General features: G+C 55.0%; 21 protein-coding genes. 8 read left to right on the forward strand and 13 right to left on the reverse strand.

All coding sequences use genetic code 11. From position 1 onward, the window contains the following. Positions 1–67 precede the first annotated feature (67 nt). Both ACR0B8_RS19420 and ACR0B8_RS19425 read right to left on the reverse strand, forming a co-directional pair. Positions 68–859 (reverse strand): sulfotransferase family 2 domain-containing protein, encoded by a 792-nt coding sequence (locus ACR0B8_RS19420; protein WP_170554121.1) that lies wholly within the window; start codon positions 857–859, stop codon positions 68–70. A gap of 135 nt (positions 860–994) precedes the next feature. Then, the gene (locus ACR0B8_RS19425) at positions 995–3097 is read right to left on the reverse strand and encodes a right-handed parallel beta-helix repeat-containing protein (RefSeq protein ID WP_480686160.1); all 2103 of its coding nucleotides are present in this window, start codon (positions 3095–3097) and stop codon (positions 995–997) included. A gap of 830 nt (positions 3098–3927) precedes the next feature. Here ACR0B8_RS19425 and ACR0B8_RS19430 point away from each other — a divergent pair. The 7 genes from ACR0B8_RS19430 (at position 3928) to ACR0B8_RS19460 (ending at position 11369) form a co-directional block, all read left to right on the forward strand. After that, on the forward strand, positions 3928–4332 hold the full coding sequence (locus ACR0B8_RS19430; RefSeq protein ID WP_170359746.1) for an SxtJ family membrane protein: 405 nt from the start codon (positions 3928–3930) through the stop codon (positions 4330–4332). Between the two features lie 9 nt (positions 4333–4341). Beyond that, positions 4342–4491 (forward strand): DUF5989 family protein, encoded by a 150-nt coding sequence (locus ACR0B8_RS19435; RefSeq protein WP_170359744.1) that lies wholly within the window; start codon positions 4342–4344, stop codon positions 4489–4491. A 9-nt stretch (positions 4492–4500) separates the two neighbouring features. Further along, positions 4501–6342, forward strand: coding sequence for a carbamoyltransferase family protein (locus tag ACR0B8_RS19440; protein WP_226689833.1), 1842 nt, complete (start codon positions 4501–4503; stop codon positions 6340–6342). Positions 6343–6416: 74 nt separating this feature from the next. After that, positions 6417–7943, forward strand: a complete 1527-nt coding sequence (locus ACR0B8_RS19445) for an alginate O-acetyltransferase AlgX-related protein (protein ID WP_480659333.1) — start codon at positions 6417–6419, stop codon at positions 7941–7943. A gap of 9 nt (positions 7944–7952) precedes the next feature. Further along, positions 7953–9515 (forward strand): carbamoyltransferase C-terminal domain-containing protein, encoded by a 1563-nt coding sequence (locus ACR0B8_RS19450; protein WP_226689835.1) that lies wholly within the window; start codon positions 7953–7955, stop codon positions 9513–9515. Between the two features lie 97 nt (positions 9516–9612). Continuing rightward, complete coding sequence (locus tag ACR0B8_RS19455) at positions 9613–10875, forward strand: right-handed parallel beta-helix repeat-containing protein (protein ID WP_170359736.1); 1263 nt, start codon at positions 9613–9615, stop codon at positions 10873–10875. A gap of 89 nt (positions 10876–10964) precedes the next feature. Continuing rightward, positions 10965–11369 carry a GtrA family protein gene (locus ACR0B8_RS19460; RefSeq protein WP_226689836.1) on the forward strand — a complete coding sequence of 135 codons (405 nt, stop codon included), beginning with the start codon at positions 10965–10967 and terminating at the stop codon, positions 11367–11369. Here the strand turns inward: ACR0B8_RS19460 and ACR0B8_RS19465 are convergent. Then, on the reverse strand, positions 11337–13034 hold the full coding sequence (locus ACR0B8_RS19465) for a glycosyltransferase family protein (protein ID WP_226689837.1): 1698 nt from the start codon (positions 13032–13034) through the stop codon (positions 11337–11339). The two genes, ACR0B8_RS19460 and ACR0B8_RS19465, sit on opposite strands and share 33 nt — an antisense overlap. Before the next feature lie 202 nt (positions 13035–13236). Between ACR0B8_RS19465 and ACR0B8_RS19470 the strand changes: the two genes are divergently transcribed. Next, positions 13237–14226, forward strand: coding sequence for a glycosyltransferase family 2 protein (locus tag ACR0B8_RS19470; protein WP_170359730.1), 990 nt, complete (start codon positions 13237–13239; stop codon positions 14224–14226). A gap of 96 nt (positions 14227–14322) precedes the next feature. Here ACR0B8_RS19470 and ACR0B8_RS19475 read toward each other — a convergent pair whose 3' ends face one another. The 10 genes from ACR0B8_RS19475 to ACR0B8_RS19520 all read right to left on the reverse strand — a co-directional run bounded on the left by ACR0B8_RS19475 (position 14323) and on the right by ACR0B8_RS19520 (position 26299). Further along, positions 14323–15786, reverse strand: coding sequence for a glycosyltransferase family 39 protein (locus tag ACR0B8_RS19475; RefSeq protein WP_226689838.1), 1464 nt, complete (start codon positions 15784–15786; stop codon positions 14323–14325). Positions 15787–16074: 288 nt separating this feature from the next. Beyond that, the gene (locus tag ACR0B8_RS19480) at positions 16075–18066 is read right to left on the reverse strand and encodes an acyltransferase family protein (RefSeq protein WP_170553993.1); all 1992 of its coding nucleotides are present in this window, start codon (positions 18064–18066) and stop codon (positions 16075–16077) included. Between the two features lie 128 nt (positions 18067–18194). Continuing rightward, the gene (rfbA, locus tag ACR0B8_RS19485; RefSeq protein WP_226689839.1) at positions 18195–19067 is read right to left on the reverse strand and encodes a glucose-1-phosphate thymidylyltransferase RfbA; all 873 of its coding nucleotides are present in this window, start codon (positions 19065–19067) and stop codon (positions 18195–18197) included. Then, on the reverse strand, positions 19064–19915 hold the full coding sequence (gene rfbD / locus ACR0B8_RS19490; protein WP_226689840.1) for a dTDP-4-dehydrorhamnose reductase: 852 nt from the start codon (positions 19913–19915) through the stop codon (positions 19064–19066). Before rfbD ends, rfbA begins: the two co-directional genes overlap by 4 nt. Next, positions 19912–20952, reverse strand: coding sequence for a dTDP-glucose 4,6-dehydratase (rfbB, locus tag ACR0B8_RS19495; RefSeq protein ID WP_226689841.1), 1041 nt, complete (start codon positions 20950–20952; stop codon positions 19912–19914). Before rfbB ends, rfbD begins: the two co-directional genes overlap by 4 nt. Then, positions 20949–21509, reverse strand: a complete 561-nt coding sequence (gene rfbC, locus ACR0B8_RS19500) for a dTDP-4-dehydrorhamnose 3,5-epimerase (protein WP_226689842.1) — start codon at positions 21507–21509, stop codon at positions 20949–20951. Before rfbC ends, rfbB begins: the two co-directional genes overlap by 4 nt. Positions 21510–21686: 177 nt before the next feature. Beyond that, complete coding sequence (locus ACR0B8_RS19505) at positions 21687–21935, reverse strand: acyl carrier protein (RefSeq protein WP_226689843.1); 249 nt, start codon at positions 21933–21935, stop codon at positions 21687–21689. Then, the gene (locus tag ACR0B8_RS19510) at positions 21932–23800 is read right to left on the reverse strand and encodes an HAD-IIIC family phosphatase (protein WP_226689844.1); all 1869 of its coding nucleotides are present in this window, start codon (positions 23798–23800) and stop codon (positions 21932–21934) included. The genes ACR0B8_RS19505 and ACR0B8_RS19510 overlap by 4 nt, the downstream gene beginning before the upstream one ends. 87 nt (positions 23801–23887) lie before the next feature. Further along, positions 23888–24916, reverse strand: a complete 1029-nt coding sequence (locus tag ACR0B8_RS19515) for a hypothetical protein (protein ID WP_480686162.1) — start codon at positions 24914–24916, stop codon at positions 23888–23890. Between the two features lie 180 nt (positions 24917–25096). Then, positions 25097–26299 (reverse strand): MBOAT family O-acyltransferase, encoded by a 1203-nt coding sequence (locus ACR0B8_RS19520; RefSeq protein ID WP_226689846.1) that lies wholly within the window; start codon positions 26297–26299, stop codon positions 25097–25099. Positions 26300–26573: the final 274 nt, after the last annotated feature.

Genomic DNA, 26573 nt, shown 5'->3' on the forward strand with positions numbered 1-26573 from the left:
ACTTTTGATGAATACCATGATTATAGCGGCTTTTGTTCGGTCGCGCCCGGACCGGAATTGGGTGTGATTATGCGACAACATCCTCAAGCGCTTTTTGGTGCAAAGCAATGTCTGCGGCATAATAGTCTTGCACAAACCCCCGGATTTCGGACCGGTCAAACACGGAAGAGTCAGAAGAAGTGCTTGGTTTCATTAATAGTTTCCGGGCCGAGATACGCAGCTTTTCATGTATCGGACCGGGCAAAACCCGCCTGGCAACGGCACTTCCTGCATACATGACACGGCTCAGGCCCTGATAGCGAAACACCGTGGTCTGGTTTGCATGGCCAAGTTCCAACGCATCGGTGCCAATATGACGGGCCAGATCAGAAACGAAACAATCAATCCGTTCGACGGGGTATAGGTTACGAACCAGCCGTTTGCCGTCGATCTCGACAAACCCCGATTGCTGGGCGAAATGGATATAATCCGGTGCGATCACTGCAGGATCGGATTGAAGATAGGCGATGACCTTGCCTACCTCGTCACGGATATCGCTGTCATCAAGCTGCGCGAATTCCTTGCCCAGATACATCTTGGCTCGTTGCGCCATGGCGGACCGGAACCTTTGAACCGGGTCGCGCAAAAGCGCGTAGCTTTCGTAGGTTTTAAACTTTTCGAACGCTTCAGGGTCCAGTTCGCGCAGCAATGATAGCGGCAAATGCCGAAAGTCGATCTCACCCAGTTTCGGATGATGCTCTACTGTTTTCAGGAACCGGCTGTCGGCATCGTGAAAAGGTAAGACAGCGTTTCGAACCGATGTTCCCGCACACTTGGGAACATGAATGAAAATGAAACGATAGCGATCAGATAAAATCATAAATCACGATCATAAACAGAATACAGATCTTACATAGCGTTATGTGAAAAAACAGGTATCGCAATCAGCGACAGGGCGCAATTTTGCGCCCTGTCCAAGATGTTTCAATTTGCCTGCTGGCTACATACAGTAACGTCAGGCAATCAATGCATTGTCGAAAACAGTTGTATCGACAAAATCAACCTCATCATCGATCCCAAAGGCGCTGACCTCACCATCGATATCGGCCCCCCATTGGGATCCAATCGTCCAATTCCGGTTGTTTACATCGCTAAAGTCTAAATCCACGCCGGTTTCATCAATGACAACTTGATCATCAACAAGAACCTGCAAGCGGTCCTCGTCTTCATCCACCAGAACGGTGATCTCATGTTTTTCGAGATCGTTCAGGCCAATGTCCTTTGCTTTGAAGCCTTTGTGGAATTTGGCGTCATTATTGGCGACTTTCACGACCAGCCCATCGTCTTTGAGAATCAAGCCAATTTTCTGGTGATTCCAAACAAGGCGCTGCGCGCTTCCATCGGCTTCGTCCCGGGCAAATTCGATCGTAAATCCAAGCTCACTTGAACCACTGAATTCTTCAAGTCGACCCAAATTTAGGTAGTCGTCTTTTCCATCGAATTCTACAACCGGCCCGGATCCAGTATTCACGACGGTCGTGTCGCCCTTTAGTCCGATTTCGTCTTGATTCAGCAACCCCCCGATATCGAGAACAAAGTCATCAAACATCATCTGAGACGATTGGCTTGAATCTGGTTGCGTGACTCCGCTGTCGGGCTGAGTTGTACCACTGTCAGGCCGGGTCGTCCCGCTGTCAGGTTGGGTCGTCCCGCTATCAGGCTGGGTCTTCCCACTGTCAGGCTGGGTCGTCCCGCTATCGGGTTGCGTGGTCCCACTGTCAGGCTGGGTCGTCCCGCTATCGGGCTGGGTGGTCCCACTGTCAGGCTGGGTTGTTCCGCTGTCAGGCTGGGTTGTTCCGCTGTCAGGTTGGGTCGTCCCGCTATCGGGTTGCGTGGTCCCACCGCCGGGTTGGGTAGTTCCACCACCGGGCTGAGTGGTGCCGCCGCTAGTAGCGGTTCCAACCCAAGCGTCATAAGAGAACGGAAACAGCTGAGCCAAATCCGAACCCGCATTCAAGTTGTCAACGATGCTGCCCGGTATGACGCCATACTGGTTGTATCCATCTTGCGCGCCAGTCGCATAATACGTGAACACGTTGTCATATTGGTGGGTCTGAACCAAAGCATTGTCCGTTACATTCCAGTCCGGTTGGCCGCTAGGCCCGGATATAGCGGACACAACATTCTGCTTGATTGTGACATCCTGGGAACCACCGGACACAAAGATCTTTGGAACCGACACGCCGCCGGTCAAGGCACCGGGCACTGCCAGCACAGTGTTGTTCGCGATTGTCAGATCCTTTGCACCCGCCACCGAGATGCCATGCGTATGTGCATTATAGATCGTATTATTTTCGATCAGCACATTCGTATAGAACATCGCCGGATCGCCGGGATCCGAATGACCGCTTCCCATAAAGATCGACTGAGCCCAATCCCCGGATCCCATGTCGATGACGTTGTCGCGGATTGTGATGTTGCTGCTGGGGCCCAGCAGCTTAGAAAACTGAATAAAGTCGCCGTGATCACCAGAGTTAAGCGATCGCTCGAAGTCGTGAATATAGTTGCCTTCGACCACAACGCCCTGGTTGCCGTCGAGATACATACCATCCGAACGGATCGAATGTATGTCATTGCCCGAGACCGTCACATTGCTGCTGGACCCGATGTTCATCCCTTTGAGCCAGTCGAAAAACTCGCTGTTCGAAATGGTCACGTCGGAACTTGTGCGGACCAATAGGCCCATGCCCCACCCATAGCCATCATCCGTCGCCGAGACCCCCGAGGCCAAGTCGCCCGAGAACGTGGAGTTGTCGATGGTGATGTTCGAGCTGTTGTGAATCTGGAAGGGCTTATAGCTTTTGGCCTCACCGCCAAAAGTATAATCGAAGTTTATTTCTTCGAACGCGATATTCGACGCCCCGTTCAGATTCATCGACGAGATTGTGGCCGGCGCATTCGCGTCCGCCGATTTGATCGTGACGGATGACGCGTATTTGGCCCCGAGATTCAACGCGCCATAATCGCCTGCTGCAAGTAATATTGTTTCCCCACCTGTCGCCTGTGACAAAGCTTGGTTCAGCTCGGCCGCAGAGGTTACCGTGATTGTCGTCGACATATTTCACCTTCTGTTTCATAGGCGCTGTGAGTGGCAGCGCAAGAGATCCCGCACACCCAGGACAGAGGGGACAGCCGCACAAGGGCGACAGATAGGCCAAAATATGGCTATGTTTGGAAACGGTTGCCTGTATTGGGGCAATTATGCCCCATTGCCTTCATTTCCGAGTGGACTCGATACTCGTTACCGGGAATTGTTCCCCTTCCCGTTGCGGTAATCTAGGGTTTGATGGATTGATTCCTTAATCGCAACAATGGACACCAAATCGCCACAATTCAGGCGTGTCCTCGCGTATTCACGGTAGGCATCGGCAATGAGTTGCTAAGTGCCGCTACGTCAATTTCGCCAGAAGGCACGGCCATACGCATAATTCAGTCTCACATTGATCTCACGTTGAGGCGAATAATGGCTTTCGATGGATTGACGCATGTCGGCGGAACACACACCCTCTGTCTGCCTAGACCGTCAGATGTGAGCCTTCAATCACTGACAAGGCACAGCCTAAATGTCCAAATACGGTCACTTCCGAGAAGTGGGTAGCACTGCCTGTATCGTTCCATCAGCAAATTCAGGAACCGCAAGAATTGGCCAGTTTCACATTCCCATCCCTTTTGTTTCCGCGTTTACGACAATAATTCGAGGCCTGCCCACTCAAACAGATTGCAAAACTGGCGCTTACGATCTGAAGTCCGTGAATTAGGCTCATTTGCTGAAAAAATTTGCGACAATACCACGGTCCGAGTGTATAATTTAACAAAGTTGGTTTCCCTGAGTGGTTGTACAGGGCGGTATAAGAGTTCTTAGAGTTACCTGAATGAGATGATCTTATTATGATCGATATTGAGGCACGGCACGAAGTCCAGGGTGGCAGCAATCGCAATTTTGGGTTCGTTTTTGCGTTCGTATTCACAATCATTGGGCTCTGGCCGCTGATCCATAGCGGAGGTCTGCGGTATTGGTCTCTCATTATCGCCGCCGCATTTGTGCTGATAACCCTGCTACGCCCATCGCTGCTGTCCGGAGCAAACCGGCTGTGGACAAAGTTCGGCCTGCTTCTGGGGGCGATTGTGGCCCCCATCGTTATGGCTTTGGTCTATTTTCTTACCGTGACACCAACCGGGCTGATCATGAGGGCCTTGGGAAAGGACCTTTTGAGACAAAAGCTGGATAAAGGCACGAACACATATTGGATTGAGCGCGCGGAAAATGTGGGCCCAATGAGAAATCAATTTTAGGAGTATCAGATGTCGTTTCTGGTAGAGATGTGGCAATTTCTCAGGTTTCGAAAGAAATTCTGGTTGCTTCCGATCCTTGTCATGATGGTGCTTTTCGGCGGACTGATTGTGCTCAGTCAGGGTTCGGCTATCGCTCCGTTCATCTATACTCTGTTCTAGGGCCAGGTCGTGACTGCAATTCTGGGGATCTCTGCGTTCTATCACGATAGCGCTGCGGCCATTGTAGTTGATGGCACTTTGGTCGCCGCCGCGCAGGAAGAGCGTTTTACGCGCAAGAAGCACGATGCGGGGTATCCGTTTCATGCGATCGAATATGTTCTAGGTGAAGCTGGCCTTGGACTTGGCGACGTCGATCACATCGCATTTTATGACAAACCATTCCTAAAGTTCGAACGCCTTTTGGAAACATATGTCTCCTACGCTCCGCGCGGGCTGAAGTCCTTTCGGATGGCCATGCCGGTCTGGCTGCGCGAGAAGCTGTTTCAGAAAGACTTACTTAGCCGGGAACTGCGCCGACACGATCCCGAGTTTCGGCCCGGGGACAAGCTGATGTTCAGTGAGCACCATTTCAGCCACGCTGCCAGTGCTTTCTTTCCCTCTCCTTTTGAAGAGGCGGTCGTTTTGACGCTGGATGGTGTCGGCGAATGGGCGACGACGACGTTAGCGATCGGGCGCGGCAAGGACCTGAAGATTGAAAAGGAAATCCATTTTCCGCATTCGATCGGCCTGCTCTATTCCGCATTCACGTATTACACAGGCTTCAAGGTCAACAGCGGGGAATACAAGGTCATGGGGTTGGCCCCCTACGGCACCCCCCGCTTCAAGGATGTCATTCTGGAGAACCTGATCGACTTGAAGGATGACGGTTCCTTCAGGCTGGACATGCAGTACTTCAACTATGCCGTTGGTCTGACGATGACCAACCAACGTTTCTCTGACCTGTTTGGCGAGCCTGTGCGCCAACCTGAAAAAGACCCACTGACCCAGTTCCACATGGACATCGCGGCCTCGGTTCAAGCCGTGACCGAAGAAATCGTGCTGCGGCTGACCCGCTCTGCCGCGCAGGAATATGGCATCGAAAATCTGTGCATGGCCGGGGGCGTGGCACTGAACTGCGTTGCCAACGGTCATATCCTGCGGGATGGCGCGTTCAAGAATATCTGGGTGCAACCCGCCGCCGGGGATGCCGGAGGTGCAGTTGGGGCCGCTTTGGCGGCATGGCATACGGAACTGCAGCACGAGCGCAAAACCGACGGCCCAACAGACAAAATGAAAGGATCTTACCTGGGGCCGGCCTTTGTACAGGATGACATTGAACGGCGCCTGACCGCCGCGGGGGCAAAATTCTCGACGCTCGAAACCGATGCCGTGATCTCCGAGGCTGCGGCAGCGCTGGCCGATGGTAAGGCGCTTGGCTGGTTCCAAGGCCGGATGGAGTTTGGGCCTCGTGCACTTGGGGGCCGATCGATTATCGGCGATCCGCGATCCCCGTCGATGCAAAAGACGCTGAACCTCAAGGTAAAGTATCGCGAAAGCTTTCGCCCGTTCGCCCCATCAGTCCTGCGCGAAGACGTCAGCGACTGGTTCGAGTTGGATTATGACAGCCCCTACATGTTGCTGGTTGCAGATGTTCAGGAAAAACTGCGCCGTAAGATGACGGCAGAGGAAACGCAACTCTTTGGTATCGAAAAACTCAACGTCGTGCGCTCGGAAATTCCAGCGGTGACCCATGTCGACTATTCTGCCCGCGTTCAGACCGTACATGTCGAAACCAATCCAATGTACCATGCACTGATTACCGAATTTAAACAGCGCACCGGCTGCCCGGTCCTGGTCAACACGTCCTTTAACGTCCGGGGGGAGCCGATCGTCTGCACACCCGAAGATGCCTTCCACTGTTTCATGGGCACGGATCTGGACATGCTGGTCATCGGCCGGTGCGTTCTGCGGAAACCCGATCAGGATCAGGCGCTGAAACAGGATTACAAAGAAGCGTTTGAGCTTGACTAGCACAGGTTCTCTCGTCGCGTTGTTCCTGACGCTTGCAATATGTTGCCCATCTGGCTTCGGTACATGAGACAAAAATGACGCTCGCACGATCGACATTCGACTATCGAAAACTGCTCGGGGTTTTCCTGATGGTCGCAAGCGTGGGCTTTAACAAATGGTCGGTGCAGGCGTTGGTCGCGTCTGACGGGCAGATTGAATCAGAGCTGTTCACCTACATGATCATCGGGATTCAGATTCTGCTGGGAACTGTGGGGCTGTTTTTTCTGAAACTCGGGCGGCAACGTCTGTGGCTCGGCTTGATCCTGCTTGGTTTTGTTCTTTATGTCTGGACTGGGACGCGCCAGCCCACTGAAAGCTTTGAGCATTTCTTTCTGATCTATCTGCCCCGGAGCTTCTACCTGAATCTCCTGCTCAGCATGGCGGCGCTGCTGGCCTATGTTTTCATAACCCGGACTGACCGGCGCCGGGACATTGCCCAGAATGTTGCCCTAAGCGTTGCGACATTTGGATTTGTCGCCCTGCTGATCGAACTGCCCGCCCTGACCGGCTTCATCGACTACCGGCAGGTCTTTATCCCCAAAGGGGTTGGCCTGACCGGCCCCCACAACCGAATCTATAAGCCGGGCGGTTTTTTCCACCGCCCGGCAAACGACCAGTACAGCGAGGTTCGGCCGGGGGATTCCGTGCTGACGCTGGGGGCGCAGACGAACCGCCTGTACGAAGCAGATTACACCTATGATCAGAACGGTTTTCGCAACAGCACCCCAATCGCAAACCCCGATCTGCTGCTTGTCGGCGACAGCTTCATCGAAGGCTACAAGGTTGGCCAGGATGTGACCGTCACCGAGCAGATCATGGCCAGCTCGGATTATACGGCCATAAGCCTCGCCCAAAGCGACTACTCGCTTTACCACGGGCTAAGCGCGATGCTGCACTATCTGGAGGGCTATTCGCCCAAGGTGGTGGTCTGGTTTCTGTTTGAAGGCAACGATCTGCCCTATTTCCCGATCAGCCATGAGCAATTTGTGTCCCGCAGTTCGGCCTCTGCCGAACCGGCCCGGTTCAGCCAAAGGTCGTTCTTTGGCAGCCTGTCTTCCAGTCTGGCCTCGTGGAGTTCGCTGGCGGCACGCAACTTACAGCAGGACAACTATGCGCGGACCCAGTCCGGCAATTTCCCTGACGCGGCGTGGTCCGAGGAAACGGCCATGTATTTCGACTATGGCCCGCCTGAACGGGCCGAGGCGCGCCTGCCCTATCTGAAGGACCTGTTGGTGCAGGGGGATGCGCTGGTTCGGGAAAACGGCGGGACACTTCTGGTCGCGCATATTCCGATGAAAATCGATGTGTACCGTGATCTGCTGGCCTTTCCCGATGACAGCGTTGTGCAGGATTGGGTACCTTTGGAACTGGCGACCACGCTTCAAACATGGGCAGATGAGAACGGCGTAAACTACATGGATTTAACACCTGCTCTGCAGCAGGCCGCCGCTGACGGGACATTGGTCTATTTTCTGGACGATGCGCATTGGACCCCAGAAGGTCATCAGGTCGTCGCCCATACGGTCATTGATCACCTGACGACGAAAGGCTGGTTGGATTAGAGTGCTGATATGAAAATTCTTTCCTTCAAATCCGGGCATGATGGGGCAGTCGCAGGGGTCGACGCGCCAAAACAGCACCTGATGTTTTCCTATGAAGCAGAGAAAGACAGTCTTCCCCGAAATTCGCCAATCGACCCGAATACGCTGATCGATGCCGGGCTATGGTTCAACGAGTTGCCTGATGTTCTTGCCCTTAGCGGCTGGTCCACACGAGGCGAGAACCACACTGCCATATCCGGCGCCGGAAGTTTCGGCATCGACGAAAGCTCTGCAATTGTCGGGACAAAGAATTTTTTCGGGAAGAGGCTGGATTATTATTCTTCCTCGCATGAACGATCGCTTATCTGGGCTACCTATGCGATGTCGCCATTCGAGCAGGGCGAGCCTTGTTATGTTCTGGTCTGGGAAGATGCGCTGGGTGATTTCTATGAAATCGATCGCAACCTGAAGATACATCACATGGGGCGGGTGCTGGCCGCGCCCGGACGCCGGTTTTCATTTCTCTATGCGCTTGCGGATCCCGCTTTTTCGGGAACGAGTGAGACCCTAGGAAAGGATTTTTCCAGCAAGCTGCAATCAGCTAGCGCACATGGGGACGCGCGCGCCATTGACGGCGACGCACGGGGTTTGATTGACACGCTTTTAAACAACGGCGCGGACTCTGGTTTCCTGAACAAGGATGCGTTCAGAGGCTCGCCCTACCACAATATCGGCGTCGCATCCCCAAGGTTTCACAACCTTGCAGCCAAATATTCCGATGCGGTCTTTTCCCGCTTCCATGACTTCGCAACGGCCAACCTGACCAAGCGCTACCCCCTGCTGATTTCCGGTGAATGCGGGTTGAACTATCGCTGGAACACGCGCTGGCGGGACAGCGGTCTGTTTCGTGATGTCTTCATCCCCCCGTGCACCAATGATTCAGGCTGTGCAATCGGCACGGCGGTTGATGCCATGCGCCATTTTACAGGACGGGCCAAGCTGGATTGGACGGTGTATGCCGGCCAGCCCTTTAATGACGACCGGGTTGATATGGAGGGCGTCACCAGCCGTGAGCTAAACCTGAGTGAGGTGGCAGCCGCGCTGCATGATGGAATGGTTATCGGATGGGTCATGGGGAACTGTGAAATCGGCCCGCGGGCGCTTGGGAACCGCTCGATCCTTGCCGCACCGTTTTCTACCGAAACACGCGACCGGGTGAACAAGATCAAAGGGCGTGCGGGTCTAGCGCCGGTTTCACCGGTCTGTCTGGAGGAAGACGTGTCAAGACACTTCGATTGGTCGGGACCGTCGCCGCATATGCTTCATTTTCAGCAAGTCACCGACCCTAGGCTTAAGGCCGTAAACCATGTGGACGGGTCAGCGCGGGTGCAAACCGTAACAAAAGACCAGAATGCAATGCTGCATGATTTGCTGACCGAGTTCAAAGCGACCAGCGGCGTCGGCGTCCTGTGCAACACGTCGCTGAACTTCAAACGCTCGGGCTTCATCAACAAAACGAGTGATCTGTACAAATTCGCGCGCTCTGTCGGGCTTGACGGTTTCGTTGCCGGCAGATCGTTCTATCGGTTCTAAGAGGCGCTCGCGGGCTGATAAAGGTGCCATCATAGACAAGGCTTTTGCATGCCCGTAATGTTTTACCTACCGCCAATGTTATGAAGAGCAACCGCCCATGCGACGTATATACATCTCTGTTGGCATCCTGTTTTGCTCCATGCTTCTGTTAATGGCACCGGCAACACCAGTGCGTGCAGCCCCGGCCTGCACCGAGATGACAGCCGCATCAGTACCCCAGGAGGGTCAGATCATTCATGACGCGCAGGGTCTTTCACAGGCGCTCGGCACGGCCAGCGGCGGCGAAACCATCGTGCTGGCTGGCGGAAATTATGGCGCATTGCGCATCCGGGACGCCTTCAAAACCCCTGTCGTGATCCGGTCCGCAGACATCAGCTCACCCGCCTGCTTTACAGAGCTGCGCCTGAAAGGCGCCGGTAATCTTGCGCTGGATGGGCTGGTGTTCGATTATTCCTACACGGCTGGCGATAAACACCGCACCAACTTCTTCAGCATTGGCAACAGCCACAATATCACCATCACCAATTCCACGTTCGATGGGGATCACAACGCGGGCATCGGGCATGGTCGCGGCCTGTTGATCACGGACAGTTCCAAAGTCACCATTTCAAACAGCACCTTTCGGAGGTGGTGGAAGGCGCTGACCGGAATTCATTCGACATATCTAACGCTCAGCCGAAACCAGTTTTACGACATCCGGGCCGATGGAATGGCCTTTAGCGGAATGGATGACCTAGTGATCGATTATAACCGGTTCCACACGTTCCGCGGTGGCAACAGCCGCGACCACCGGGACATGATCCAGCTTATGCGGACCTCGAACCGGGGCAGCTCGAACATCGTGATACGAGACAATATCTTCGACATAGGGGCCGGAGATTTCACCCAGACGATTTTCATGGGCAAAAGCGGGAAGAATACGAATGACCCTCTGTTGCGTCACAAGAATGTCCTGATCGAAAACAATGTGATCTACAACGCGCATCTGCATGGCATTTCGGTTCACGGGGCAGACAATCTTTCTATCCGCAAAAACTCGATCATCCGGGTGCGCCAGCCGAATGACGGCAAGGTCACGATTCCGCGGATCAATGTCTCATCCTCAACCTATGTCGTGATCGAGCAAAACGTTGTCAGCGCGATCAACGGGTATCAGAACCAGAAGGATTGGGCGGTGCTCAACAACGCCATCGTTCAGGACCAGTCCCCGTCAAGGCCCGGCTACTATGACCGGGAATTCATCTACTATGCGACCGGGGCTGCCAATGGCTTTCACGAATACGGGGTGCGACCCGGTAGCGAGGTCGATCGCCTGAATGCCGGTTCCACACTTGTCAAAAATTATCCGACGCTGCGTTGAGATGTTCTGAGTTCAATGATTACCATTAGAAACCAACACTATAAAAGCTTGCTCCGCCCTGTCTCCAATCACCACCCCGCAGCCCTACCATGATCTCGAACCTTAAAGACAAGGGCCTGTTTTTCAGGTTCCTCGGCATCAGCGCCTTGGGCACAATCGCGGATTACCTGCTGGCGCTGCTGCTGGCTGTGGTTCTGCTTGCGCCACCTGTCCTTGCATCGACCTGCGGCTTTGTCCTCGGCTCGGTCATCAATTACTGCGGGCACAATATCTTCAGCTACAAACATACCAGCCAAAGCACGATCTCTGTCCGGGGATACGTGAAGTACTTTATGGCGGTGGTATCCTCACTGGTCGTACGGCTCGCCGTGGTCGCGGGGTTGGGCTATGTCACCGCCCTGCCCTTCTGGTCCATCCTGCTGGTGGCGATTGGCGCGTCCTTTGCCGTCAACTATGTGATCTCAACCCTCTGGGTATTCCGCAAGCCGGGTTAGGTCCGGCTCGGCTCTGCGCGCCCGGTATAGAATAAAGACCGCCAAGATCAGGCCGAACCCGGCCAGAAGCGCGCCGACCCATTCGCTCCAGTGCCGTGGAAGGGTGATCCTGACATCCGCGTCTGTCGGGGCGAATGTGACAAAGCCGGTTTCCGGGTCGGGGGAGAGTATTAGCGGGGTTCCGTCTGTGGCCTCGGCCTCCAGATGTGACCAATACATCAGCGCAACGCGTAGCCGCGTTTCCGGTTGGCCAGAGCCTTCGACGCGAATGATCCACTGGCGCGGCACCTCCTGCACAGGCTGGATGAAACCGGATTCTGGCGCTTCGATTTCTGCCGCAAGCTCCAGCATATGCCGCGACAATCGCCAGATCGGCTGCCCTTCGGCTTTGACGTCTTCGGCAAGCGGGTCAAACACCGGAGGCGGCAGATATTCCGGCGCGCCAATCATCGCGACCGGTTGCTCGCGCGCCGCAATGCCTTTGGTAATGCGGTCCGGCAGCAGCATCCCCACAACAAGGAACGAGATCACCAGCCCCCCAATACCGACCCACGCAATTCGGCGCGAACGGCGGTCCAAGGCGAAGGCCGTGCTGAGCGCGCCAATCGAAAGGGCAAGCGCCAGATCGGAAATCACCGTCAGCCGGTAGGGGAACTGGACCTTAGCGATAATCCAGTTCTCCCACAGAACACGCGAGACCGAGCTGTTGAGCAGGAGGACAAAAATTGCAGGCACCAACGCCCAGATGATCAGGTTTCTTCTGGTGTCGCCCTGCGTTATCACGACGGCCAGCCCGGCCACGGCGGCGGCGGTCAACTGGCATATCAAAAGGGCGACCTTGTACATGTTGTCGGGCAGGACATCCGCCCCGATCAGGTACCAGCTTTCTGGAATGAGCTCTTTTGTATAAAGACCTTCGGGCGACACATCCCCAAGCAATATTATGGCTGGCAACCAATAGAATGCGGACAGGGCGACCCCCACCAACCCCATGACCGCCAGCAGGACAAGGGACCGCACAAAGCGGGTGCGATGGATCAAAACCCACGCGGCCACGATAACGGCCATAACGTGCACGACCAGAAGCAGGGTCGGAAGATGGCTGAGACCAAGCCCTGCAAGCCCAACCGGCAAGGACCAGACCGGGCGGTGGTCACGCAGGGCCACAAGCACCCCATGCGCGACAAGGGGCACGAAAACATAGGCCGCAAACTCACCCGCCGCCTGACGGACCATCCAGTCAATGCCCACATGATAGGGGGCCAGCGCCCACACGAAGGCCGCCACCAAGGCAGGCTTTGGGGGCAAAAACTGCCGGCTAAAGATCCAGAACGCCACACCTGACAGCCAACAAAGGAAACCGCCGGACAAACCAAAAAGCACCTGCGGGCTGCAATTCGGGCAAACCCACTGTGCGGGGCCCGCAGCGATATAGAACGGAAGAGGCGCATAAAAGAAAAAGTCGAGCCCCCCGACCCCATCCCAAAGGGCAGGCAAGAACCGGGGATAAATCGCATTAACGCTCAGAGCGTCCGCAAAGGCCACCGTCCAACTTATGTTGAAGCCGTAGGAATGCCCCATCGGCATGCCAATCACCGCGAACACCAAAAGGCTGACAGCCAAGGCCGCCAGCGCGGTTAACCCGATCCAGACGTTAATGCGCACTGACTTGTTTCTCCCTGCTCGTCCAGAACTCAGCCTCAATTTTTTTCAAACCCAAACGGGACCGCACTGGAGCCGGTTGAGCAGAGGTTATCACTGAAAAACAAAAAACACCCAGGCTCTCCGCCGAATTCTTTGAACCTGCTGCCAAACCATGATCAATTTATTCTCAACGATACGGAACAAGACATTTGCCAGGGAACCGATGAACATACCCACATCCCAATCACGGGCTGCCACAGCCGCCAACCCAGCCACGCCGACGCTGAGTATCGTCGTTCCCATGTTCAATGAAGAAGACGTCCTGCCCGCCCTGTTCGGGCGCCTCGGGGAGGTCATGGAAAAAATGGGCGAAAGCTACGAAGTCATCTGCGTTAATGACGGCAGCACAGACGGGACTGCCAGAATGCTGGCTGAAGCACATGATCGCGACGACCGGATCAAAGTGCTGAATTTCTCTCGCAACTTTGGAAAAGAGGTCGCGCTGACGGCCGGGCTGGATGCCACCTCGGGCGCGGCCGTTGTTCCGATTGACGCCGACCTGCAGGACCCGCCCGAGCTGATCACAGAGTTTCTGGAAAAGTGGCGCGAAGGGTATGACGTGGTTTATGGTGTCCGGCGCAATCGCGACACCGACACCGTTCTAAAACGCTGGTCAGCAGCGAAATTCTATCAAACAATCAACCGGTTATCCGGCGTGAGCATCCCTGCCAACACCGGGGACTTCCGCCTTATGGACAGGCGCGTCGTTGGCGAGGTCGGCCGGTTGCGAGAGCGCAATCGCTTTATGAAGGGGCTTTTTGCCTGGGTCGGGTTCAGCCACGCCGAGGTCTATTACGACCGACCCGAGCGCGTTGCCGGAAAAACCAAGTTCAATTACTGGCGGCTCTGGAACTTCGCGCTGGACGGGATCACAGGGTTCAGCACGGTTCCGCTGCGGATCGCTGGCTATATCGGAATGCTCACCGCCATCGGAGCGATCTTTTACGGCATCTTTCTGACCCTCAGGACATTGATTTACGGCATTGATGTCCCTGGCTATGCCTCGCTGATGGTCGCGGTCTTGCTGATCGGCGGCCTGCAACTGATCGTATTGGGTGTGATCGGGGAATATCTGGGGCGTCTCTATGAGGAGTCGCGAAAACGCCCGCTGTATATCGTGGAAAGCAGCCTGGGCCTGACGCAGGACAAGTAGTCTTTTGGAAAATGTCCGCCAGAAGACCATCTTCAGAACAATTATTTATTTTTGTACTTATTGTCCACAATTCGAAAACAAGTTGTCCGCTGCACGTCACTTGCGCCGATAGACTAGAACTTGCCCATCCCCAAGCGTTCCAGCGAAGGTCCGTACAAGCTCCAATTGTTCTTCAACATCCGCCCCCAGCCTTGGAATGACACGAAACATTCGGTTCGGGAACAAAACGACCAGCGCCACAGGCCCTGGCTGTGCCATTGCCTCGGAATAACCATCTGCATCACCGATGGTAATCCAATCCGCGCCAAAGTGGCTTTCGAAGACCGGGCCACCCGGGTTGATGGCATAAACCCGCTCTGACGGCCCGCGCATCCCTTCAACAAAATCGAAGGCTCCGGCCAAATCCTGCTTTGGAGCATCGTAGTTGCGCTGCACCAGAAACAGGGACATGACAATCATTGCCAAAACACCCAAGGCGAACAGCACCCGCCCGAGTTGAGGCCGCCTGAGCAGCCGGGCCACCAGATCGGCACCATATCGGCAGCCGACAACGACCAGCACGATGACCGGACCGATATCGACAAAGAAAAACCTCGGCCAGATCCGCATTTCGAGTGACATGAGAATGCCCAGTGTCACGACGATATGCATGGCGATGGCGACAAAAAAAAGCGGCTGCGCCGAATGCGTCCCCATTACGCCAAAGGCAATGGTTACCAGCCCAACGAAGGCGACAATCAGTGACAGTGAGCCGGCGTTTCCGATTGCGGTGCGCAGGCCCTCGACCATGGTCCAGATCGGGTTTTGGTAAACTTGCATCTTGTCGACAGCGGAAGTCGCTGAAACCTCGCCCATGGTTTCCAGGATACTGGGCAAAATCGGCAGATACGCCAAAAGGATCAAAACCAACGCGATGGCAACACCGATCAGTGGCCGCAGCACCCACTCGCGGGTCAGGGTATCCCGGCCGAACCCGGTCGCCAGAGAAATAAGCCAGACAAGTCCCAGGGCGACAAAGAAAAATGCGCCGGTCAAATGCGTGAAAACAGCGGCAGCTGCGGTCAGCCCGAAGGCGAGCCAGATTCCCATCGTCGGATGGCGTACTCCCCGCAGAAAAAGAATGAGACCAAGCATACTCCAGAAAGCAAGCTCGGTATATCCGCGCGCATTCTGTGAGAACCAGACCTGATGATAGGACAGGGCCACAAGCAGAGCGGATATATGTGCAATCCTAGTGTCGGCGACCTCCTTGGCCAGCCACCAGATAGTCGCGACGGTTCCGACGCCGAACAACACGGCTGGGAAACGATACGCCCAGGCTTCCTCACCTAGAATCTGAGAAAACAACTTTGCCTTCATGCTGAAGAAATAATGATGGTTCATCGAGTATTCGCGCATCATCTCGCCCCAGGGCAGACGAACATGCGTGTCCACGGTCCAGATTTCATCATACCAAAGCGGTGTGTTCAGCCCGACAGCCCTCAGCACCGCCGCAAGAAGCAGGATAAACAGAAGAATTGCCAGATCATTGCGGCCAATCGCGGGGGACGGCAGTTTCATGTCAGTTTTTCTGATCACACTCACCTCTCTTCCAAGCATCAAACCAATCCTGACCTTGCGCGGGCCGGAGAATGCTGCCCGTTTAAACCCTTCCGATTATTCCCTTTCCCAAGGCTCGCGTTGAAGCGAATGTACCGGCGCCTATACATTTTGATGAGAATTGTCTCCTGGTTACAGACATTTTCAATACACAGCCCGGGTTGTTGAAAGGTTGAGCAATTCGATCCGCAGGGTGGCAAGAGATACTCAGGAACTTCTGGATATGTCTCGATGTACAATCGGAACGCATCAGTTCTGCACTAAATACTGATCCAACAAGACAGGCATAATCCAGTTTGCACCAAACTCGCTAAGATGATCGTCATCCCTGTAGAGGGGGCGACCGTCCAGTTGGATACGACAGAACTCATCACATAGAATATCTGCTGGACGTGCAAGCGCTACATCAAACTCCCGACCAGCTGCAGCCAGAATTGCGTAAGAGCGGGTGTTGCGGTAATCAAACTCTTCCCGTGTCGGGGGCACGCGCAATCGGGTCCCAAACGCAATGCTGCCCGCGATCGCATCGGGAACGTTGAACCCGATTTCCGGTATCGACCCGACAATAAGAACATCGATACCCCCGCTTTTTAGTCGCTGAAGAAGCCGTTTTAGACCCTGTTTCACGTGTTTTGGATTATCCGCGATCCCGGTAGGCCCCTCATCGGTTGCCGCTAGAACGGCTGATTTGCCCTCTTCGCCCGAAACCCTAACGCCTTCTGTTGCCAAAGCCCAACGCGATGCCACGACAACCATATCCAGATCGGGCAACTGCTCGATATAACTCACCACCATTTCGTTATAGGTATCGCAAGCATGAGCGGGTGCCATATCAGCCCGTCGAACACCCAGCAGCGCAGGACAACCAAACTTTACAAAGGCCTCGCCCGGTATTTTGTTGTTTTTCAGCCAGGAATCGATACCGGGCAACAGAGACCCTGCATGGGAATCCCCCCACACGACGACACGAGGCCCTTCACCAGCTTGGGCTGCTGACCCTATTTTGCAGGGATCCTTACCATCCGCCCACCGTCTGCAGGCATCCATCAGATAATGAGATTCCTTGAATTTGTTCATTTTAGTCGCCAACTCGGCAGGGACCCTGCTTGGGACACCTTCCTTCGCTACAAGTATAACAACCAACCCTAATATGAGCACAGCACCTGCACCTGCGCCCGTGAAGATGCTGCCCATTGAAAAGCCGCCCTTTCCGGCCGGAATACGGAAGGGCCGTTCAATCAGATACAAGCTTGCCGCCGCTAGCAGAATAGACAGAAGAACACAGGCCAGCGCCGTTATCACCGGCAGATCAGCACTGCCGTTTTGCACTCTGGCCGCGACCAAGACCGGCCAATGCCACAGATACAACGAATAAGAAATGAGCCCGATCCAGACGAACGGGCGCAATGCCAGCAGCCTGCCGGCAACCGGGGTGCCGTGCATCCCCGACCAGATCAAAAACGCGGCACCGGCACAGGGCGGCATGGCCATCAATCCAGGGAAAGGCGTATCTTCTGAGATCAACACGATGCTGCCAGCAATCAAGGCCAATCCGATCACCCCGATTACCTCGGCGGCCAACGGGTGGCGGAGTACCGGAAAAGCACCAATCGCCAAAAGTGCACCCAATCCTAGCTCCCACATCCGCATCGGTGTGAGATAGAAATTGGCAATGGGCGCTGCGGTCGTAGCCCATATCGATAACCCCAGAGACATAAGTGAAATCAAAGCAATCACGCCGACCCAAAAGCGGCGCGATTGCTTCGCCATTACCCACAGCAAAATTGGAAAACCAAGATAGAACTGCTCTTCAACCGCCAGAGACCAAGTATGAAGCAGCGGCGCCAGTTCCACCCCTCTGCCAAAGTAATCCCCTGCCGCATCCCAAAACCAAACGTTGGACACAAAAAGAAGTGTTGCGGCCGTGGATTTTGCAAGTGCGCCATATTGGCTGGGCAACAAGAGAAACCAACCGACAGCCAGGCATGCGACAAGCACCATAAAAAGCGCGGGTAGGATGCGTCTGGCCCTGCGTTCGTAGAAGGATAGCAGCGAAAATTGCCCGTCGCGAATTTCCCGTGTGAGAATTTTGGTAATCAGAAAGCCAGAGATGACAAAAAATATGTCCACACCGACGAACCCGCCCGGAACTGCGGCGAAGCTAGCATGATGCAGGACAACGGGCACTACAGCGACAGCGCGAAGCCCATCAATGTCCGGTCTGTAGGAAATTTTCGACACACCGTTCACATAAACCAGTTAACCCAGAAATTTTTCACCGCTTCTACTTTCAAATTCAACCAGGTCTCAGGGTGCATTTTTAGTTTTGGCTTCATACTTTGGAAACCAAACCCCAAAGACCTCTTCGCTTATTCCAACAATCCATCCAGATAGGCGCCGTATTCGTTCTTGGCGAACATCTCCGCCCGCTGGCGCAACTGTTCGTCACTGATCCACCCCAACTGCCAGGCGATCTCTTCCGGACAACCCGTCTGCAACCCCTGACGTTCTTCCAGCGTGCGCACGAAATTGCCTGCGTCCAGCAAGCTGGCATGGGTACCCGTATCCAGCCAGGCATAGCCCCGCCCCATTGTTTCGACCTTCAGCTGGCCTTTTTCCAAATACATCTGCAGCAGATCGGTAATTTCCAACTCACCGCGCGAGGATGGATTGACCTGTCTGGCCCGCTCTGGCGCGGAACTGTCCAAAAAATACAGACCCGTCACCGCGTAATTCGACGGTGGCACCGATGGCTTTTCGATGATCTCGCGCGCGCGTCCATCCGTATCGAACGCAACCACGCCATACCGCTGGGGATCCGCCACATGATAGCCAAACACTGTTCCGCCTTCTGCATGCTGATCTGCCGCCGCCAGCAGCTTGGGCAGGCCATGGCCAAAAAAGATGTTGTCCCCCAGAACCAATGCCGACGGCGCGCCGGCCAGAAACTCTTCGGCAAGGATAAAGGCCTGCGCCAATCCATCAGGACTGGGTTGCACCACATAGGTCAGGTTGACCCCCCACTGGCTGCCATCCCCCAGCGTGCGCTTGAACTGATCCTGATCCTGCGGGGTGGTGATCACGCAGATCTCGCGGATTCCGGCCAACATCAGCACTGACAACGGGTAATAGATCATCGGTTTGTCATAGAGCGGCAGCAGCTGTTTCGACACAGCCATCGTGATCGGATACAGCCGGGTGCCTGATCCCCCCGCAAGTATGATGCCTTTGCGTGTCGTCATGTTGCGCTTTCCAACTCTTTCAGAATATCACTTAAGCCGTGCCTCCAATCAGGACGTGTAATGCCAAAAGTTGTTTCCAGTGAGGAACAATCAAGGCGGGAATTCAATGGGCGTGTAGCAGGGGTGGGATATTCGCTGGACGGAATGTCCGTTACATCACAATTAGTCTCTAATTCGGTAAAAATCGCCCGGGCAAACCCGGCCCAGCTGACATCCGGTGCACCCGCAAAATGGTAGATACCTGCCTTGCCCGCATCATCGGTCAGTTGCTGCGCCATAGACAGGCACGCTGCGGCGATGTCCCGCGCGGGCGTCGGACCGCCGATCTGGTCGGCCACGATAGATAGCTGGTCCCGCTCGGCCCCCAGCCGCCGCATCGTTTTAACGAAGTTATTGCCATGAGCCGACACCACCCAGGAGGTGCGCAGAATGCCATAGACCCCTCCGGCCTGGGTGATCCCCTGCTCCCCTGCTAATTTCGAGCGCCCATACGCCCCCAGCGGCCCAGTCGGATCCGTGGGGACCCAGGGGGCATCACCTGACCCATCAAACACGTAATCCGTCGAAATAGAGACGAAAGGGACGTCCAACGCGGCACATTCCTGCGCCATCGCAGCGGGCGCATCTGCGTTGATGACGGTTGCGAGCACTTCTTCTTCCTCGGCCCGGTCAACGGCCGTATAGGCCGCCGCGTTGATCACCGCCTGTGGAGCCGCCGCGCGGATTGCCGCTGCACAGGAGGCGGGCTGTTCCAGATCAACCTCAGAACGGTCGAGGCATGTCACACCCGCATACGCCGCCAGTTCCCGCGCCACCTGCCCGGTTCGGCCAAAGACAAGGATGGTCATGCTTTCATACCCAATCGCTTGCCAACGCCGTCGCGGTTCTGCAGCGCGCGCCACCAGCTTTCATTGTCCAGATACCACTGAACGGTCCGCTCCAAGCCTTCTTCAACACTGACAGAGGGTCGCCAGCCCAGTTCCTGTCGAATACGGGTCGGGTCGATTGCATAACGCGCATCATGACCCGGACGATCAGCGACAAAGGTGATCAGGTCGGCATAGGGCGTGGCCCTAGGGCGCAGACGATCCAGAATACCGCACAGCATCTGCACCAGTTGCAGGTTGGTGCACTCGTTTTCACCACCAATGTTATAGCTGCGCCCGATCTGACCTTTCTGAACCACCAAAAGCAGTGCCTCGGCGTGGTCTTCGACGTATAACCAGTCTCTAACATTGGACCCATCGCCATAAACCGGCAGTGGATTGCCCGCCAAAGCGTTCAGTATTGTGACCGGGATCAGCTTTTCGGGGAAATGATACGGCCCGTAATTGTTCGAGCAATTCGTCAGCACCACCGGCAAGCCATAGGTTTCGCGCCAAGCACGCACCAGATGGTCGCTGGCGGCCTTGCTGGCCGAATAGGGTGAGCGCGGATCATAAGGCGTTTCTTCGGTGAACTGACCGGTTGACCCCAGCGAGCCATAGACCTCATCGGTTGAGATATGGTGGAACCGGAACCTGTCCGGCCTCCCCTGCTCTTCCCAATACGCTCTGGCTGCTTCAAGCAGATTGTAAGTACCAGTAACATTGGTTTCGATAAAAGCACCGGGCCCATCGATTGAGCGATCCACATGGCTTTCTGCCGCCAGGTGCATGATCGCATCCGGGGCATATTCAGCCAGTGCCCGATCCATGGCAGCCCGATCCCGGATATCAGCCTCTAAAAAGGTATAGTTCGGGTCATTTGCCACCGGGGCCACATTGTCGAGGCACGCTGCATAAGTCAGCGCATCCAGATTGACCACCTGATGTCCGTCCGCAATTGCTCGCCGCACCACGGCCGATCCGATAAAGCCAGCGCCACCTGTCACCAAAAGCTTCATGGCTTGCCCTCCCAGACAAAGGGGCTGTCGAATTCGGCCAGAGCGGGGGCGACCGCGTCCTTATCGGACAGGGCCGGATCACCCGTCAGCCCCCAATCGATGCCGCAACTGTCCCAGCGCACCGCTCTGTCGCAGTCAGGCGCGTAATAATCGGTGCATTTGTAGCAAATCTCGGTGCCGGGTGCGCGCGTGACAAAACCGTGCAGAAACCCCTTGGGCACCAGCACCTGTTTTCCGTTCTCTGCCGTCAGATCGACGCCGACCCACTGCCCGTATGTGGGTGAGCCCTTGCGGATATCGACCACCACATCGAACAACGCCCCCTGCCCGCAGCGCACCAGCTTGTCCTGCGCATGGGGCGGCGACTGGAAATGCATCCCGCGCAGAGTGCCAACACTGGCTGAAACCGAATGGTTATCCTGCACGAAATCCAGGGTAATCCCATGCGCGGCCAGAGTATTCCGGTTCCAACTTTCCGAGAAAAAACCGCGCTCATCGCCGAACCGCTTTGGCGTCAGGATCAGAACGCCCGGTAAGGCGGTATCTTCAATCTGCATGTACTCAAAACCCGTGTTAACACAACATGTTCATAGCAACTGAATACCGGGCTGTCATGAAGGGGGTGCGAATAGAAGAGACCCCTGTTGCACCCAAAGATCAGCCCACACTTTGATCGCGCAGGACAGGCGGAATGACATCCGTTCCCGAAGGTATATTGCCTCTTTTTGGGTACGTCAGGCTGTAACGCGCTTTGTGATCGCCGACACCAGATCGCCCACATTCTGCAAGTTCGCGACCTCTCCGGTGCTGAACTCAAGCCCCGAGAACGCTTTCTCGATGGCGATCAGCAACTGGATGTTCGTCAGCGAATCCCAATCCTCAATGTCTTCGGCGGTGGTCTCAGGGGTCAATGTGATCTCGTCATCCTCGAACACGTCCCGAAAGACCGATGTTAAACGCTGCCATACCTCATCCTCGGTCACGCAAAATCCTCCACTATGTCTATGCTGACGGGAACCGGTTCGAACCCGGCAAGGGTTCGGCTCCACGTTGTGACGCCATCTTCTGTAACACCGTCCTTCTCAAAATTGAGGTCGGCATAGAGGGTTTCGACCAGGCCGTTCTTTGCCGTTGGCCGATAGATGCCCCTGACATGTGAAATCCCGCGGCGTGCGGCTTCCTGCATCAGGTAATTCGCCATTGCGAATTCGGCACCCCGTTTGAACACGCGGCAGCTCATCAGCCAAAGATCGATCGTAAGCGTGTCGCCGTCCACTGTTCCTGCTGCTACGCTGATGAGGCCATTGTCACCAAAGGTATCCTTCAACCTCATATAGGCCGTGAGAGCAGTATCGCTGGCGGCCAGCGCCTCGACCTCGGATCGTGTCATCCTCTGGGTGGTCAGGTTGAACTGGTTGGTCTTGTTGATCAGCTGCGTAATCCGGTCCAGATGCTCGGGCTCGAACGGGCGGATCACGGCTTTCTGGTTCAGCGAGCGCAGATAGCCATCATAATCCACCGCGCTTTCCGCAAGTTCCGTGCGCGAGCGGTTGGCGGCGTATTGTTCAGATTTCTTACGGTCCTCGCTGGTGATCTCGATCGTCTCAAGCCAGCCTGACCGACTGAGAAGATACGGGTATTCTGAAGGATCATCGCCCAGTTCCAGCACGCGCACCTCCGGCAGGCTCTGCCGCACCAAGGCGCGTTCCGCCGGGTTGTCATCGACAAAAACGATCGAGTCGAGCCCGATGTTCAGCTCTTTTGCGATGGCGGCGATGCTGTCGGGCTTGGGTCCCCAGTTCGCCTTGAACGAGACGAAATCGGCGAATTTCAGCGCCATGTCATCCAGTTTGTCGAACGGCGCGCGCGCGTTGGCCTCTTCGTTTTTTGAGGCCACGGCAAGCAGAATGCCCCGCGCCTTCAACTCCAGCAGGTAATTCTGGAAAGCCAGGAACGCCTCGCCTTCGGCACTGCCCTGACCAACCTTGATGCCATTCACCCCGTCATCCCCGACAACGCCGCCCCAAAGCGTATTGTCGAGATCCAGCACGATACATTTCAAGGTCTTGCCGTAGATGGCCGCGATAATCCCCGCCGTGTCGCGCACCAGCGGGATCATGCAGTCGAACGAGACAGGTTGCTTGGCGTGGTACCAGAAGCGGGGGTCGAACCATTGCTGAACCCCATGGCGGGCAGAGAGAAGCTCCACATCCAGTAGGTGGACAAATTTCGGAGCCCGTTCAGTCAGTAGCTGGTTGATGCGGCGCACGAAACTGGTTCGATCCCACGGAAGGCGGCGGCTGAGATGACCGGTCGAGGATGTTGGCGGCAGATGCAGGTTGCCGAGTATGATTTCAGCGCCAGTTTCCCTGTTGAACGTTGCACAGATGTTGTTCAGCCACAGATCGGCAAACCGGTCGGCCAGCGTCGCCACGTCTGCCTCTGTGTCGCCCACAGTAGGCCATTCCCTGATGTCGGACAGCCCAAGCAGAAGAACTGCAATCTGCGGAGAAAACCCGGCAGTGGCGCTTGCAGGATCCAGAAGTTCGGCGACATGAGTGTTGAAATCCGGGCGGTGAATGCGGGCGCGAAGACCAAAACTGTCAAGCTCTGCACGAAGAGGAAGTTCAAGAAAATCCGTCGTCGCGCCGCTGAGAAGCGCAACGCGCAATACGTCGCGCTCGTCGTCAACGGCAGCCCGCTCGATCTTGCGCCATTTGCGGCAGAAAGAGAGGTAATCCTGAATGGATTCGGTTGCACGAAGAGCACCCAGAACCTGGATCCGCGCTGTATCGTTGGAAACATCCGTGCCGAGGCACTCACGCCCGGCCTTAACATTAAAAACCACTTACTCACCCCCAAAAATCAGGGTACTTGTTCAACTAATATCATCAATCACAGTAGCATCGGTATCTTATTCACTTACTAACATATGTCATGTCAGTAACGATTGCACCCAAACTATTACGCGGTTCGTCAGACGTCGTGACCCTTCCGGTATGGTATGTTCGGCGTCGTGGAACTCATCATCGTGCGAGAAAGTACTCAGATCGAGAAACGGTGCTGTCCCAATGCCGTCGCGGATCGCACCGAGATAGTCTTCATACTCGAAAGCAAAACGGGAGCGGGAGTATGACCGCTCCGGCATATTGACGACCGCCACGCCTATTCCGTGTTCGTTGAGAAAATCCAGAAGCTGACGTAGACGCACAGCCGCAGCATCACCGTTCTTGCGCACATCCCAGTCGAAAACAGACTCCCACCAACTGCCGGACATATAGACAGCAAGATCCTCTTCACTCAGGCCGGCGCTTCTGGAAAACTTGTACGGCGAAACGAGCCTGCGCTGTCTTTCGACCTGCGATGTCCACATGTTCAGAAATCCGGCTTTGCGCAAAAAGGCTTCGCCGGGCGGCCATTCTTCGATCGAGCGACCCCAATATGCCGCCCAGGCACGCAATGCAGATCTGAAACGCTCGGGCTGCTTGCCAACGAAGCGGATTTTAGCCAGCGCAGCGCCAAACAGCGTTTTTTTGTGCAGTTCAACCCCGTTTGGACCAGTTGTCACCGACCAGGGGCTGTAGGTATCAACAATTGATTTAAAAGGCCGATCGGGCGGCAGGTTGGCAATGAAACGGGGCCCGAGACCAAGAACGACATAGTCCGGCAATGCGTCTTCACCATAGGCTGCCTCGATCAGTTTCAGCGCGATTGTCACGTCTTCAATCGTGCCCAGACTGATCCCCCCCTGGTAGATGTGGTAATCGGGAAACGCCTCCTGCACCTGCTCCCATCGCAGGTTCTCGCGTACTGTAGAGGGGCCAGCCAACATGATGACGGGTTTATCCTGAACCACAAATTGGGATGGCAGAAGAAAGCGGTACCAGCTTTCCTGTTTATACGGGAACATGAAAAAACTGCGCTCGGCGCTGATGGCCAGCCATGTCAGTGCCGAAAAGACCAACACAACGACGACCCCAATTGTCCCAAGGGTCGCAAGCGAAAGGCGCAGTTTCCTAGAAACCCGTGTAGACAAAATCGACCTCCGTTGCGGAGAAAACAAAGAGAACACCAACAAGCCCGGCTGCGACGAGAATCTTCATGGTCATCCGAAAAGACCGGTTGGGAAAAAGGGTCGACCACATCACATAAGACCTTTCAAAAGCGCAACCACGCTTGGCGTGTCCAACTGGAAGAACAGGAAAGCAAAAGCGGCCGCGTGAAATGTAATCGCTATTCCGACGATCCGTCCGGGCCAGCTTGCCCTAATTTTTCGCAGCCGTTTTTTACCGAAACGCACCGTCAGAACATGATCCCATATCCGATAGATGGCGAGCCACGTCCCATGCACGAGACCAAAGATCAAAAACCCGATTGTGGTGCCGTGCCAAAGGCCAGAAACAAGCATGGTCAGCATGGCCGCAATGATCCCGGCAGCCAGCGGCAAACTGGCGAATGAACTGGAACTGAGGGCCTTTTTATACACCGGGTTGAACACGTAGTCCGTTAACCACAACGTGAGAGTTCTGTGCTGGCGGAGCCAGAAATCAGCGATGTTCTGGGCAAAATACGGGTTGTTGAAATTCTCGGGTGGCCGAATGCCCATCAGACTGCCGATACCGATCACGACGTCGCAGTAGCCGGAAAAATTCATATAAAGAAAAAAGTAGAAGGCTACCAATTGAAGCCAGAATTCACCCAAACTCAACGCAAGGACATCGGTATTGGGCTGTAGCGCAAAACGGAAGATGAATGTTCCAATGACGTATACTTTGACAAGCCCCCAGAGAATTCTCAGCCCGGCATCAAGATGAGCTTCATACGTCATCTCGATGGCTTGGGTACGATCTGCCCATTGGTCGCGAAAATCCTGATACCGTTGGATCGGACCCATCATGAACGTGGTAAACGCCAAGAGGTAGTTGGGATAAACAGCGGGATCAATGCGGTCGATGACACCCGACCGGGCATCAATCATGACATGCAAGATACGAAACAACAGAAAGCTCAAACCAACTGTTTGCAGGAATGACAGGCGTGCTGCTTCCGGCAGGAACAATCCCAGGAATTCATAGTCCAGCATGTAGATAAAAACGAGGACCAGCAGAGTTGCCGAGAGAATTGCCGCCCATCTGGACGCCGTCAGATGCACCCGGGTCAGCACCCACCCTAACCCGGAAAAGAACAAGGTTGACGCCAAACCGATTGGACCAAGAAGCGCAAAAACGAACGCGATATTGGCGCTCAGAAAGCCCGTCGCCCGCACAACTCCCGTCGAAGACGCAACCAAAATGATGGTAAACGTCGAAAACAGCAGGAATTCCCAAGACAACAGATCGATGAACATAACACTCTGGAATAAAACTCAAAAAAGAAAACTAATTACACTTTCCCACGTGTCGGATCCTGAACAAACTAAACTCGAAAACCGGACCGCGAACATGCACTTTACTTGCCAGTTTGTTCGCATTTTGGGGCAAGTCAAATGGAATCCCGGTGTTGTTTCCAAACAAGCATCAGTGTCTCTTTCTCTGGCAAAGAGATGAAAGACATCTCTGAGACAACGATCCTGCAACACAACCCAGTGCACGCCCCGGACCAAAAGAGAGCCATATAGAAGC

This window comes from Ruegeria sp. BH6, from assembly GCF_056538105.1.